The sequence below is a fragment of the Streptomyces sp. RB17 genome (genome assembly GCF_009604455.1).
In the GTDB taxonomy this organism is placed as follows: domain Bacteria; phylum Actinomycetota; class Actinomycetes; order Streptomycetales; family Streptomycetaceae; genus Streptomyces.
In genome coordinates this window covers 162,580-175,748 of sequence record NZ_WEGL01000004.1, presented here as the reverse complement: position 1 = coordinate 175,748, position 13,169 = coordinate 162,580, and the positions used below count along the sequence as shown (strand labels likewise).

At 72.7% G+C, this 13,169-nt stretch carries 12 protein-coding genes; 4 read left to right on the top strand and 8 right to left on the bottom strand.

The annotated features are described in order from the left end of the window. Positions 1-8: 8 nt before the first annotated feature. From SRB17_RS18715 to SRB17_RS18695, 5 genes are all read right to left on the bottom strand, one after another. Positions 9-1,934 (bottom strand): copper resistance CopC/CopD family protein, encoded by a 1,926-nt coding sequence (locus tag SRB17_RS18715; RefSeq protein ID WP_416237066.1) that lies wholly within the window; start codon positions 1,932-1,934, stop codon positions 9-11. A 17-nt stretch (positions 1,935-1,951) separates the two neighbouring features. After that, on the bottom strand, positions 1,952-2,428 hold the full coding sequence (locus tag SRB17_RS18710; RefSeq protein WP_323375881.1) for a copper chaperone PCu(A)C: 477 nt from the start codon (positions 2,426-2,428) through the stop codon (positions 1,952-1,954). After that, the gene (locus SRB17_RS18705; RefSeq protein WP_153540183.1) at positions 2,425-3,078 is read right to left on the bottom strand and encodes an SCO family protein; all 654 of its coding nucleotides are present in this window, start codon (positions 3,076-3,078) and stop codon (positions 2,425-2,427) included. The genes SRB17_RS18710 and SRB17_RS18705 overlap by 4 nt, the downstream gene beginning before the upstream one ends. A gap of 117 nt (positions 3,079-3,195) precedes the next feature. Next, the gene (locus SRB17_RS18700; RefSeq protein WP_153540181.1) at positions 3,196-3,933 is read right to left on the bottom strand and encodes a YcnI family protein; all 738 of its coding nucleotides are present in this window, start codon (positions 3,931-3,933) and stop codon (positions 3,196-3,198) included. Between the two features lie 117 nt (positions 3,934-4,050). Next, a complete protein-coding gene (locus tag SRB17_RS18695; protein WP_194294054.1) occupies positions 4,051-4,923 on the bottom strand; it encodes a hypothetical protein in 873 nt (290 codons plus the stop codon). A gap of 186 nt (positions 4,924-5,109) precedes the next feature. Here SRB17_RS18695 and SRB17_RS18690 point away from each other — a divergent pair, with 186 nt between their 5' ends. Continuing rightward, entirely contained in the window at positions 5,110-5,556 is a 447-nt protein-coding gene (locus SRB17_RS18690) for an ATP-binding protein (protein WP_153540179.1), read from the top strand. A 7-nt stretch (positions 5,557-5,563) separates the two neighbouring features. Beyond that, entirely contained in the window at positions 5,564-6,127 is a 564-nt protein-coding gene (locus tag SRB17_RS18685) for a GNAT family N-acetyltransferase (RefSeq protein WP_153540177.1), read from the top strand. A 46-nt stretch (positions 6,128-6,173) separates the two neighbouring features. Here the strand turns inward: SRB17_RS18685 and SRB17_RS18680 are convergent, their stop codons facing one another. The 3 genes from SRB17_RS18680 to SRB17_RS18670 all read right to left on the bottom strand — a co-directional run bounded on the left by SRB17_RS18680 (position 6,174) and on the right by SRB17_RS18670 (position 10,834). Beyond that, positions 6,174-7,538 (bottom strand): PLP-dependent aminotransferase family protein, encoded by a 1,365-nt coding sequence (locus tag SRB17_RS18680; RefSeq protein ID WP_323375880.1) that lies wholly within the window; start codon positions 7,536-7,538, stop codon positions 6,174-6,176. Between the two features lie 146 nt (positions 7,539-7,684). Continuing rightward, positions 7,685-9,169 carry an aminopeptidase P family protein gene (locus SRB17_RS18675; RefSeq protein ID WP_323375879.1) on the bottom strand — a complete coding sequence of 495 codons (1,485 nt, stop codon included), beginning with the start codon at positions 9,167-9,169 and terminating at the stop codon, positions 7,685-7,687. A gap of 147 nt (positions 9,170-9,316) precedes the next feature. Continuing rightward, positions 9,317-10,834, bottom strand: coding sequence for a PP2C family protein-serine/threonine phosphatase (locus SRB17_RS18670; protein ID WP_194294086.1), 1,518 nt, complete (start codon positions 10,832-10,834; stop codon positions 9,317-9,319). Between the two features lie 493 nt (positions 10,835-11,327). Here SRB17_RS18670 and SRB17_RS18665 point away from each other — a divergent pair, with 493 nt between their 5' ends. Together SRB17_RS18665 and SRB17_RS18660 are read left to right on the top strand one after the other, a co-directional pair. Continuing rightward, the gene (locus tag SRB17_RS18665) at positions 11,328-12,014 is read left to right on the top strand and encodes a bifunctional DNA primase/polymerase (RefSeq protein ID WP_153540171.1); all 687 of its coding nucleotides are present in this window, start codon (positions 11,328-11,330) and stop codon (positions 12,012-12,014) included. Positions 12,015-12,434: 420 nt separating this feature from the next. Next, positions 12,435-13,097, top strand: coding sequence for a hypothetical protein (locus SRB17_RS18660; RefSeq protein ID WP_323375878.1), 663 nt, complete (start codon positions 12,435-12,437; stop codon positions 13,095-13,097). The last annotated feature ends 72 nt before the right edge of the window (positions 13,098-13,169 follow it).

Below are 13,169 nucleotides of genomic sequence, written 5' to 3'. Positions count from 1 at the left end.
GGTGTCGTTCAGCCGATCTGCGCGTTCTTGGAGACGGTCACCTGGTCGATGTCGGAGGTCCGCACAGTGACGGCGATCTTCCAGTCGCCGGCCATGGGAATCTGCACTCCGCTCGCCGACCAGTGGCCGGTGGTGATGTGGTCGGGAGTCACGGGAAGCGGGCCGATCTTCTTCGCCTCCAGGGTGAATTCGACCTTCACCTCGGGGATGTCGAAGGCCCGGCCGTTGGGCCGCTGGACGTACACATGCATCTCGTTGCCGCCCACGCGCGCGGGGTCGAGGTCGATGCTGACGACCCCCTTGCCGTCGGTGCCGCCGGTGTCGAAGGGCATGTCCAGGGTCAGTGCGCCGTTCGAGGGTGCCGTGGCCGAACTGGAGGAGGACGAGGAGGCGGCCTTGGCGTCCAGTTCGGTGCGTCCGGGCTCGGTCTGGGTCAGCCAGGTGGTGACAGCGAGCAGCACGACCGCGACGCCCGCCTCCGCGAGCACCGTACGGCGCAGCCCGAAGCGGTTCGCGTCGCCGTCCCGCAACCGCTTCTGCCGGGCTGCGTCCACCGCGGCCCGCTGCCGGGCGAGCTGGGCGGCACGCTCCGAGTCCCCGGAGCCGGTGCTCTTCCCGGCCGCCTTCGCCGCGGAGACGCGCTGGTGCTCGGGCTGCTCGGCCTCCCCTGTGGCGACCGTGTCGGCGTCGTCGGCGAGCCGCCCCGTCCACCGTCGCGATATCGAGGCGATGCCGACCAGCAGCGCCACCAGCCCGATCTTGACCAGCAGCAACTGCCCGTACCGGGTGTCGGTGAACGCCGACCAGGAGCCCAGCTGCCGCCAGGACTGGTAGACACCCGTGGCGACGAGGACCACGACGGAGGCGAAGGCCGACCGGGAGAAGCGGCGGACGGCGGCGGCCTGCACCGGTGTCTCGACGGGCGCCCGGTACAGGGCGACCAGCAGCGCGGTGAGCCCGCCCAGCCAGGTGGCGACGGCGAGCAGATGGACGACGTCGACGGGCATGGCGATGCCCGGCTGGAGCCCGACCGAGGCATGCTCGGCCATCGCCCAACTGCTTGCGAGCCCCGCCGCCACGACCACTCCGCCGATGGCGAGCCCGAAGGTCAGATCGCGCTTCTCCTGGCCCTCTTCGCGCTTGGTGTAGGCGCCGAAGAGGACGGCGATGAACAGCGCGGCGGCGGCGAGCAGCAGCAGCCGGGAGACGAGTGCCGCGCCGGTCTTGGTCTGCAGCACCTGGCCCAGCAGACCGAGGTCGAAGACATCCGCGAGTTTCCCCGAGGTGGTGTAGGAGCCGCGCAGGAGCAGCAGCCACAGGGTGGCCGCGGTGAGCGTGAGCCAGCCGCCGACCACCAGCCGCTGCAGGGCCCGTACGCCCGCGCCGCGCCGCCAGCAGCCGAGCACGAAGGCCGCGCCGCCGGCGAGCACGATGAACCCGGCGTACGAGGCGTACCGGCCGATGGCGTACAGCGCGCCCACGGCTCCGCCGCCCGCGACCGGCCCGGTGCCGGAGACCACGGTCTGCGAGGGCGCCCCGATGGAGAAGGTGTAGGCGCCGGAGACGGGGTGGCTGTCGGCCGAGACGACCTGGTAGGTGACCGTGTAGGTGCCCTTGCCCAGCCCGCTCCTGAGCTTCACCGCGTACGTGGTCCCGCTCACGTTGGCGGGTGTGCCGGTCTGGACCGGCTTGCCCCGGGGGTCGAGGACGCGCAGGGAGTCGTCGTTCATCGCCACCTTCTCGGAGAAGGTGAGCGACACCTGGCTGGGCGCCTGCTTGACCACCACCCCCTGCGCGGGGTCGCTGCCGGTCAGCGCCGCGTGTGCGGAGGCCGGTCCGGCGCCCGCGAGCAGCGCGCCCATGGCGGCGAGGAGCAGCAGCACCAGGGTGCGCAGGCTGCCCCGGTGTCCCGTGGGGGTGATGGTCCGCGTCACGGTGGTGGGTCCCTCCCTCAGTGGCCGGTCGACGGGTTGTACGTGGCGGACTTCACCGGCATCTCGACGGTGAGGAGCCCCGACTTGGCAAAGGTGAGCTTCACGGTGACCGTCTGGCCCTGCTTCGGCTTGCGCTTCAGCTTCTCGAACATCAGATGGTTGCCACCGCTTTTGAACACGAGTTGACCGCGGGCGGGTATGGCGAAGGAGCTCTTCTCCTGCATGGCGCCGCCCATGTTGCTGTGCATGGTGACCTGGCCGGCGGCGTCACTGGTCACCGCGGTCAGCTCGTCCGCGGCGGCGCCGTGGTTGATGACCGTCAGAAAGCCGGCGGCCATGTCGGCGGAGACCGGCTGCGGCATGTACGGCCCGCTCACCGACAGTTCGGCCTTCGAGGAGCCGGAGCCCGACGACCCCGAGCCCGAGCAGCCGGCGAGGGCCAGGGCGCCGGCGAGCGCGGCGGCCGCGGTCACGACGGAGGGGCGGCGCGTCACGGCTTCGCCCCCTTGACGAGCTTGGGCAGGTCCTTGGTGTAGTCGTCGACCGTGGCGTCCTCGCCGTAGAGGACGTAACCGCCGTTCGTCTTCGGGGAGAAGACGATGACCTGGGTGCCGTGGACGGAGACGAGCTTGCCGTTCTTGTCCTTCGTGGTGGGTTCCACGGAGATGCCGACGGAGCGGGCACCGGCCTGGATGGTGGCGAAGTCGCCGGTCAGGCCGATGAACTGCGGGTCGATGCCCTTGAGCCACTTGCCCAGCTCGGCCGGGGTGTCACGGCCGGGGTCGGTGGTGACGAACACCACCCTCAGGTCGTTCTGCTCGGCCTTGGGCAGCGCCTTCTTGGCGACGGCGATGTTGCTCATCGTCGTCGGGCAGATGTCGGGGCAGTGGGTGTAGCCGAAGTACAGCAGGGTCGGACGGCCCTTGGTCTCCTGGCGGAGGTCGTACTTCTTGCCGTGCGTGTCGGTCAGGACCAGGTCCGGCTTCTGGAAGGGCTGGTCGAGGACGGTGGCGGCCTTGCCCGAGTCGGACTCCTCCGAGACCACGGAGACCGGCGACTTGTCGTCGTTCCCGCTGCCGCAGGCGGAGAGGGTGAGGGTGGCGGCGGCGACCAGCGCGGCCGCGGCGAACGTCTTCTTGCGCATAGAAAAATGTCCCAGATGTGAGTTCTCCGGCGCGCACCGGGGGCGTACGGCGGCTGACGAGGGCAACGACAGCGTCGCACGCGCCGCACGACCCCCGGTGCGCGGTCCGGAAGGGGCTTAGGCGGTCCGGCGGCGGCCGGCGAGGACGCCGTAGGCGACGCCCGCGACGCCGACGACGATGCCGACCACACCGAGCACGCGCGCGGTGGTGTCGGTGTCGTGGGAGCCGGCTCCGGAATCGGCGGACGCGTTCGCGGTCCTGTCGGAGGCGTCCTCGGGGCCCGCCGTGCCGTGGTGGTCGTCGGTCGCGGCGGACAGCTGCAGCACGGGGGCCGGGTTCTCCGGCTCGTCCTGGCCGGTCTGCGGCACCTCGATCCAGCGCACGACCTCCTTGTCGGAGTACGTCTGGATCGCCTTGAAGACGAGCTGGTCGGTGTTCTCGGGCAGGGCGCCGAGGGAGAGCGGGAACTTCTGGAAGTAGCCGGGCCGGATGCCCGTGCCGTCGGCGGCGGTCCAGGTGACCTTGGTGACGGCCTCGTCGAGCTTCTCGCCGTGCACGGTCAGCGGCTTGTCCAGCTTGGCCTTGGTGACCTTCACGTTCCAGCCGGCGACGGGCTCGGGCATGACCGAGGCGAGCGGGTGGTCGGCCGGGAAGTTGACCTCGATCTCGGTGGTCGAGGCGTTGTCGCGCTCGTTGGGGACCTTGAAGTCGACGACCGCGTAGCCGCCCTTGGCCGCGGGGCCCTCCGGCTGCACGGTGACGTGCGCGAAGGCGGGGACGGACAGCGCCAGTACGGCCGTGCCCGCGACGGCGGTGGCAGCGGTGACACGAGAAGCGATACGGGAAGCCTGCATGGCAGGAGCACTCCACTCTGAGAGTTCTGATGTCGAAGAGAGGTACGCGCACGCGCGCGTGCCGCGCGACGGCGGCGGCCTCTCCCGTGAACCCGTGAAGTGGTGGCGCGCGTCGCGTCAGGCGGCGAGACGGAAGCCGGCGGCGGGCGGGCCGCGCCGGATCACCGTGTGCTGGAGCGCGGTGGTGTGCGGGTCGGGTGCCTCGTCCCGGGCGGTACGGCGGCCGCGCGGAAGGGGCTCGGTGTCGGGCAGCAGCCCGGCGCACAGGGCGCGCGCCAGCGCGAGCGCGGCGCGCAGGGACCGTACGAGCGCCCCCTCTGCGACTCCGTGCACCGACAGTTCGATCAGCCGCAGCAGCGCCAGATCGCCCCGGCGCAGCAGCCAGCCCGCGGCGACGGCCGCGAGGACGTGACCGAGCAGCATCGGCAGCGAGGGCAGCAGCGCGGCGGAGGAGCCGGTGGCGGCGTACGCGTGGTGCATGCCGCCCGTCACCGCCGCGGGCCGGCCCGAACGGTCGACCAGGTGCGCGGCGAGCAGCAGGTGGTAGGCGTGCCCCGGGGTCAGGGCGGCCGGGCTCGACCCGCACAGCAGCCGTGCGGCCTGCTCGACCAGCGCGGTGTCGTTGAGCGAGGAGGCCGCCGAGCCGGTGGAGTTCATCGACTCCATCGATCCCATCGTCCCCATCGCCGTCCCGCCCGCGGCCATGGCGGTTCCGTGCTGGCCCAGTCCGAACAGCGTGTGCAGCGCGATCTGGCCGAGCGCGAGCAGCGCGGCGATGCCCGGCAGCGAGCGGGCCCGCCCGGCGAGCGGCACCACGAGCAGCAGACAGCCGACGAAGCCCGCGCCCAGGGTCCACAGGGGCACGCTCGCGCACGAGGCGAGGGTGTGCCCGCACGCGGCCAGCGCGACGCAGACCGCGGCGAACACCGCGGCCCGCAGGATCCGGAGCCCGGCTCCGGGACGCGCCGTGCGCGGGTGGGGGGCAGTCATGGCGGGCTCATCATCGCACTGCGCTTACGGGCGTCCTACGGCAGGGCCGTGGGATCGTCCGTCATACACCGATTCCTCCCTCGGCGCATCTGCCGTATGGGCGGAGTCACGTCAACTGTGTGCTTACGGCCCCCTACGGGCGGCAATACGTATCGGTATGTCGAGCCGCGGCCAGGAGGCTGGAGCATGAGCATCTGGTGGTCACTCCATCTGCGCCGCGAGGCCGCGAGCGTGCCGCTCGCCCGGCGGCTGTTGATCGGCACCATGGAGACGGCGGGCGTCGACCCCGAGGTCTCCTACGACCTGTCCGTCGCCCTGACCGAGGCCTGCGCCAACGCCGTCGAACACGGCGGGAACACGCCGTACGGCGGCTCCTCGGAGGCGTACCGGGTGACCGCGTATCTCGACGGCGAGAAGTGCCGTATCGAAGTGGCCGATTCCGGACCGGGGTTCTCCCGTGCCCACGAGATCCGGCCCGCCCGCGCGGACGCCGAGCACGGCCGCGGGCTCTGTCTCATCCGGGAACTGGCTGACCACGTCCACATCGGCGCCAAGCCCGGCCGGGCCGGCACGGTGGTCAGCTTCGACAAGATCCTCAAATGGACGAAGGATCCCTCGCTGCTGACGGCATAGTGAGGGCATGGGGATCGAGAGCGGTGACATAGCGGCCGGGGTGACGCTGCGGCTGCTGGCGCGGGCCGACGCGGGCGCGCTGAGCGCGGCCTACGTGGACAACCGTGAGCACCTGCGGCCGTGGGAGCCGCGCCGGCCGGAGTCCTTCTTCACCGAGGCGGGGCAGCGGGAGCGGATCGACAGCCAGCTGAGGTCGTACTCCGACGGCGGCCTGCTGCCGTTGGTGTTCGAGGCGGCGGACGGGCGGATCGTCGGGACCATCACCCTGAACGCCATCGTCCGGGGGGCCTTCTGCAGTTCGTTCGTCGGCTACTGGGTGGCCGCGGACCAGCAGGGCCGTGGCCTGGCCAGCGCCGCGCTGGAGCGGGTCTGCCGGATCGCGCGGGACACGGTGGGGCTGCACCGGATCGAGGCGTCGACACTGCTCGGGAACACGGGTTCCCAGCGGGTGCTGGCGAAATGCGGGTTCGAACCGATCGGCACGGCCCCGAAGTACCTGCACATCGACGGGGAGTGGCGGGACTGCCGGCTCTTCCAGCGGATCCTGCACGACCACGATCCGGTCCTGTGAGGGACGTTTCTGCGCAGGCCCGTGCCCCACGGCGCGACCCCGCACGTCACCCGAGCACCTTCGCCAGCACCTCCAGCGCCTGCGGATACACCCGCTCCCGCGGCGTCCCGTAGCCGACGACGAGCCCCTGCGGCCGGCCCTCGGCAACCGTGTGCCAGTGGTCGCCGAGGGCGCCGAGGGCGAGGCCCTCCGCCTCCGCGCGGGCCAGTACCTCCGCCTCGTCGGGCACGTCGATCAGGGCGTGGAGGCCGGCCGCGATCCCGTGCACGCTCCGAGCGGCCCCCAGCCGCTCCAGGAGCCGGTCCCGGCGGCGCCGGTAGCGCAGCCTGCACGCGCGCACGTGCCGGTCGTACGCGTGGCTGTCGATCAGCTCGGCGAGCGCGAGCTGGCCGATGGTCTCGGTGTGGTGGTCGCTGTGCAGCTTGGCGTCGGCGACCGCGTCGACCAGGTGCGGCGGCAGCACCATCCAGCCGAGGCGGAGCGCGGGGCCGAGCGTCTTGGAGGCGGTGCCCAGGTAGACCACGTGGCCCGGTGCCATGCCCTGCAACGCGCCCACCGGCTGGCGGTCGTAGCGGAACTCGCCGTCGTAGTCGTCCTCGACGATCAGCCCGCCACGCGCGCGTGCCCAGTCGCCGAGCGCCCGCCGCCGCTCCGGGTGCAGGGTCACCCCGGTCGGGTACTGGTGCGCCGGTGTGACCACGACGGCGGCGGCATCACCGAGGTCCTCGGGGCGCACCCCGCGCGCGTCGACCGGCGCCGGCCGGACCGTTCCGCCGTTGCGCCGCACGATCTCCCGGTGGAACGGCAGCCCGGGGTCCTCCATGGCCACGGCGGCGCCGTCCAGCACGCGCGTGAGCAGCGCGAGGCCCTGCACGTATCCGGAGGTGACGACGATCCGCTCCGGCGGCGCGAGCACCCCACGTGCCCGGCCCAGATAGCCGGAGAGCGCCGTGCGCAGCTCGATCCGGCCGCGGGGGTCGCCGTAGTCGTACGCCAGTGGGGGCGCCGTCGCCATGGCCCGGCGCAGCGCGCGCAGCCAGGCCGCCGCCGGGAACGCGCCGACGTCCGGGCTCCCGGGGCGCAGATCGAAACGCGGGGCAAGCGTGTGTGCCGCCGTTCCGGGCTCCGCCGAGGCGACGGGCGGCAGTTCGGCGACCCGGGTGCCCGAGCCCTGGAGCGCCGTGAGATACCCCTCGGCGACGAGCTGGTCGTACGCCGCCTTCACCGTGCCCCGCGAGACCCCGAGCTCGGTCGCGAGGCGCCGGGTGGCCGGCAGCCGCGTCGTGGGGGCCAGCCGCCCGTCCCGTACGGCGTCCCGCAGCGCCCGTTCGAGCCCGGCACGGCGCCCGTCGGTCGAGTCCGGCTCCACATGCAGATCGACACCGAACCCGGCCCAGAAGTCGTCGTCCACTTCTCCACCCCCGTGAGTGCAACGCGCCCCGCAAGGGGCACGGCACCGTGTCGATATGCGGCTCCGCCGCGTGGGCGCGACCAGCCGCCCACCGCGCGCAGACGAATGGCCGGGCACCCTCCGGTACCCGGCCATTCAAACGCAGATCAGCCCTTCAGCGCGGCCATCCACGCCTCGACCTCGCCCGACCGCCGAGGCAGCGCGGCGCTCAGGTTCCTGTTGCCGTCCTCGGTGACGAGGATGTCGTCCTCGATCCGGACACCGATGCCCCGGTACTCCTCCGGCACGGTCAGGTCGTCGGCCTGGAAGTACAGGCCCGGCTCGACCGTCAGCACCATGCCCGGCTCCAGGACACCGTCCACGTACGTCTCCGTCCGCGCGGCGGCGCAGTCGTGGACGTCCATGCCGAGCATGTGGCCGGTGCCGTGCAGGGTCCAGCGGCGCTGCAGGCCCAGTTCCAGGACGCGCTCGACCGGGCCCTCCACCAGGCCCCACTCGACGAGCCGCTCGGCGAGCACGCGCTGGGCGGCGTCGTGGAAGTCACGGTACTTGGCGCCCGGCTTCACGGCCGCGATACCGGCCTCCTGGGCCTCGTACACGGCGTCGTAGATCTTCTTCTGGATCTCGCTGTACGTGCCGTTGACCGGCAGCGTGCGCGTGACGTCGGCCGTGTACAGCGTGTGCGTCTCCACGCCCGCGTCCAGCAGGAGCAGGTCGCCGGAGCGGACCGGGCCGTCGTTGCGGACCCAGTGCAGGGTGCAGGCGTGCGGGCCGGCGGCGCAGATGGAGCCGTAGCCGACGTCGTTGCCCTCCACGCGCGCGCGGAGGAAGAACGTGCCCTCGATGTAGCGCTCACTCGTGGCCTCGGCCTTGTCGAGGACCTTCACGACGTCCTCGAAGCCGCGGACCGTGGAGTCGACGGCCTTCTGCAGCTCGCCGATCTCGAACTCGTCCTTGATCAGCCGCGCCTCGGAGAGGAAGACGCGCAGCTCCTCGTCCCGCTCCGCGGTGACCTTGTCGGTCAGCGCGGCCTCGATGCCGGCGTCGTAGCCACGCACCACGCGCACCGGGCCAGTGGCCTCGCGCAGCTTGTCGGCCAGCTCACGCACGTCGGCGGCCGGGATGCCGTACAGCGCCTCGGACTCGGCGAGGGAGTGGCGGCGGCCGACCCACAGCTCGCCCTGGCCGGAGAGCCAGAACTCGCCGTTCTCGCGGTCGGAGCGGGGCAGGAGGTAGATCGTCGCCTCGTGGCCGTCGGCGGTGGGCTCCAGGACCAGGACGCCGTCCTCGGTCTGGTTGCCGGTGAGGTACGCGTACTCGACGGAGGAGCGGAAGGCGTACTCGGTGTCGTTCGAGCGGGTCTTCAGGTTGCCCGCAGGGATCACCAGGCGCTCGCCCGGGTAGCGGGCGGACAGCGCGGCGCGGCGGCGCGCGGTCTCGGCGGCCTGCGGGATCGGCTCGAGGTCACGCAGCTCCGTGTCGGCCCAGCCCGACTTCATGTTCTCGGCCAGCTCGTCGGAGACGCCCGGGTACAGGCCGTTCTTCCGCTGCTTGACGGTCTCCTCGGCATCGGTCTCCGGGCCCTCTGCGGTAGCAGAGTCGGGCACAGCCGGGTTGAGCTCGTCGGACACGTGATCCTCCTCGATACGCCATGTGATCTCCCCCGGGCCCGCGACGCTCCTGCTTGTGGCCGAGCGGGGACCTCCATCATCGTACGGTCGTACCGGGCGGGAGCCAGGGACGGATGGCCTGCTATGCCCCCTCATGCCGGCGGGGGGTCAGTCGAAGCGGGCCGCCAGCAGCACCACGTCCTCCTCGCTGTGGGCCGCGTCCAGACCGTCGGGCAGGACGGTGCGGAGCACGTGGTCCGTGACGGCACCGGGGTCGTGGCGCAGCGCGCGAGGGATGCTCGCGGCGGCCGCGTGCAGGCGGGCGAAGGCGCGGTCCGTCGGGTCGCCGGTACGGTGCAGCAGCCCGTCGGTGTAGAGCAGGACCGTCTCCCCGGCCTCCGCCTGGATCTCCACGCTCGGCGCCTCCCAGCAGGCGAGCATGCCGAGCGGCGCGGAGACGGAGGTCTCGGCGAACTCGGTGCGCCGCTCGCCGATCAGCAGCGGCGGGCTGTGCCCGGCGCCGGCCAGGGTGACCTTGCGCAGAGCGGGCTCGCAGTAGGCGAACAGGGCGGTGGCCGAACGGGCGGGCTCGGTCAGCCGCAGCAGCAGCTCCAGGTCCGACAGGACGGCGACCGGGTCCTCGCCCTCCATCACGGCGTACGCGCGCAGTGAGGCACGCAGCCGGCCCATCGCGGCCACGGCGCTCGGCCCGGAGCCGGTGACCGAGCCGACGGACAGGCCGAGCGCGGCGTCCGGCAGCGGCAGCGCGTCGTACCAGTCACCGCCGCCGCGGGGGCCGGTGCGGCGCCGGGCGGCGAGCTGGACGCCGGGCACGCGGGGCAGCCGGGTGGGCAGCAGTTCCTCGGAGATGGTCGCCACGCACGCGCGCGTGCGCTCCACTTCCACCAGCCGGGCCAGGTGCTCGGTGGCGTGCCGGACGTAGAGGCCGACGAGGTGGCGCTGCCGCTCATGAGGTTCGGCCGGTTCGTCGTAGAGCCAGACGGCGGCGCCGAGACGTCCGGCGGTGTCGGTGGCGAGAGGCAGGGCGTAGCTGGCGGCATAGCCGAGGCGGGCGGCCACCTCCCGGTGCCGGGGGTCGAGGCCCTCCTCGGCCGGCAGGTCGGGGTGGACGATCTCGGTGGCCGTGTTCGTGTCGTACGGCAGCGCGCCGCGCGGGACGGTCTCGATGTGGCCGAGGTCGGCGCGGCCGAGGCCGAGGCCGAGGGTGGTGCGGGGGCCGAGGCCGTCGCCGGGCTCCAGGGCGACCAGGCCGCGGCGGGCGCCGACGAGGGCGGCTCCGGCGCGCAGGAGCTCGTGGAGGGCCGGTTCCAGTGCGCTCGTGCGGGACAGGCGCTCGGTGAGTTCGTGGAGGGTCGTGAGGTCCGAGACCCAGCCGGCCAGCCGGTCCTGGAGGAGGGCGCCGGGCGCGGGGGTGTGCGGGGCGGGGACGGGAGCGGGATCCTGGGCGGCACCGGCGTCGGCGGCGGGGGGAGTGGGCGCGACAGTGTGTGCGGGCGTCGGAACCGTTGGATCGATTCCAGCCACTTTCGGAGGGTGCGGGGCGTTCATGGCGTCCGGCTTTCCGACCGGTGCGTATTGCTGAAAAGCATCGCAAACCCCCATGGCATTCTGCGCCGCTAGCAGTGTCTCCACATGTACACGCACTCGTGAGGGGATGTCCAGCATTGTCCTGCGGGGATTCCTGGTGTCCATGAGCCGGACGAGGTTTCCCTCGAACCCCTTGCCTTACTGCCAAGTTGGCTGAAAACTGCACCAGGTATCGGTCCATTGCGGTCGACTGGCCTTGCTCCACGGAGCGTCACAGCGGTCGTGATGGGTACGTACTCGGTGAAGGCCAGGGGTGGTTGGGGGCCGCCCGGAACCTGGCGACGGACCCGGGCGTCATAGCCACCGACGGCCGAGCCCCATCCTCCCTGGCGGAGGCGGAGAGAAACACGCGCGACGGCAAAACGCCATACTTCGCCACCCCCGCGCCGCAGCCGTGCTTGTGAACGACGCACTATGGACGCGGACGCGGCCCTTGCTCGACCCCTTGGGGTTCCCCCTGCCCTGCGCAGGGGTGTGATGCGCCAATAGGTACGCACAGTGAAGTGATCGACACATGGTGTGATGTGGACCACGGTGTTGCCAGCGGTGCAACGGAAAGGAACGAGCGCTCATGCGCGAGATCCTCGGAAGGCGACGCAGGCTCCTGTCCAGGCGGAACGACGGGAGGCCCAGGCGGAACGACGCGAGGCCCGAGCTGGTCGGCGCGGCCCTGACCTTCGCGACCCAGTGGCAGTGGCCGGTACTCCCGGGCGTGGCCCCGGACCCGCAGGGGCGGGCCCGCTGCGCCTGCCCCGACCCGGAGTGCACGGTGCCCGGTGCGCACCCCTTCGATCCCGGCCTGCTCGCGGCCACGACCGACGCCCGCATGGTCCGCTGGTGGTGGACCAACCGGCCCAGCGCGCCGGTCATCCTCGCCACCGGGGGCAAGGCGCCCTGCGCGGTCAGCCTGCCCGCCCTCGCCGCCTCCCGCGCCCTCGCCCTGCTCGACCGGCGGGGCATGCGCCTCGGCCCGGTGATCGCCTCCCCGACCCGCTGGGCGCTGCTGGTGAAGCCGTATTCCATGGAGCAGTTGGGCGAACTGCTCTACGCCAAGGACTTCGTCCCGGGCTCCCTGCGCTTCCACGGTGAGGGCGGCTACCTCGCCCTGCCCCCGTCCGAGACAGGCCAGGGCGCCGTCCGCTGGGAGCGCGCCCCGCTGCCGGGCTCGGCCGCGCCCTGGGTGCCCGACGTGGAGGCCGTGGTGGACGCCGTGGTCGACGCCCTCACTCGTACGGGTGTGAGCGCGCCCGAGTTGTAGGGGTGTCCGGCGCGGGTGGGGCCGCGCGTCCCGCTCGCTCGTTATCTTCCGCACATGCTGCGAATGTCTGGGGGACATGGGGGACACGGCCGTCGGTTCTCCGGTAGGCCTTCTGGGGGGCACAGCCGTCGGTTCTCCGGGTGGACTTCCGGGGGGTACGGCGGCCGGGATTCCGAGGGGGCTTCCGGACGGTACGGCGGCGGGGGTTCCGAGGGGTCTTCCGCGGCGTACGGCCGCGAGGGCGTCGAAGGTTCTGCCGGAGGGTTTGGCGGCAGGGCATCCGAGGGGGCTTCCGGCCGCGGGGGCTCTGAGGGTTCTTCCGGACGGTATGGCCGTCGGGGGCCCGGACGGCACGGCCGCCGGTCGCCGCGGCACGCGGCGCGGGCGACGGGGGGCCGGGCCGCCGGGCTGCGGCCGTCGGTGCTGTGGCCGGCGCTGTCGCGCGAGCGGGATCCCCGAAAGCTACGGCTGCTCGCGCTCGCGGTCGCCGTGACGGCCGCGGTCGTGCTGCCGCTGGCCGTGGCGTCCGCGGGGCCGGTGGGCGAGGCGGCCCGGCACGCCATGGCCGGGAAGCCGCGGGACGCCGTACGGTCCCCGGGGCCTTCAGGCGCCTCCGGAAGCCGGGGCGCCGCCGGGTCCGAGGCTGCCGCCGGGTCCACCGACGCCAAGCTGCCGTCGCTCGACGGGCCCACTCGGCTGCTCGGGCTGGGCCTGGCCACCGCCGCGCGGTGCGGCCCCCAGCTCACCTCCCCCGACGGCATCGAGGCGCAGACCTGTGTGCTGGCCCAGGGCGCCGACACCTGGGCCCGCACCTACTACCGCAACTCCACCGGCAAGCCGCTGGACTCCGTGCTCAGCCTGATGGGCCCGGGCGGCCACAGCCTGGAGATGCGGTGTGTCACGGGCGCCGACGACGAGCCCGCCACCTGCGAGACACCCCGTGAGCACAGCCGGGGCGGGATGGACGCCTACACGGCCGTCACCGAGTTCGCCGCGCACGGGTCCGACGGCGCGCTGCTGCTGCGCTCCGGCAGCAACTCGATGGGCGCCGACGGCAACTCCGGGTCAATCGACGGGAGTTGACGCTGCGCGACCGGCTGTGCCCGGTACGCGGACATGGAAAGACCCGGTTGCTGGCGACGGGGGATGCACCAG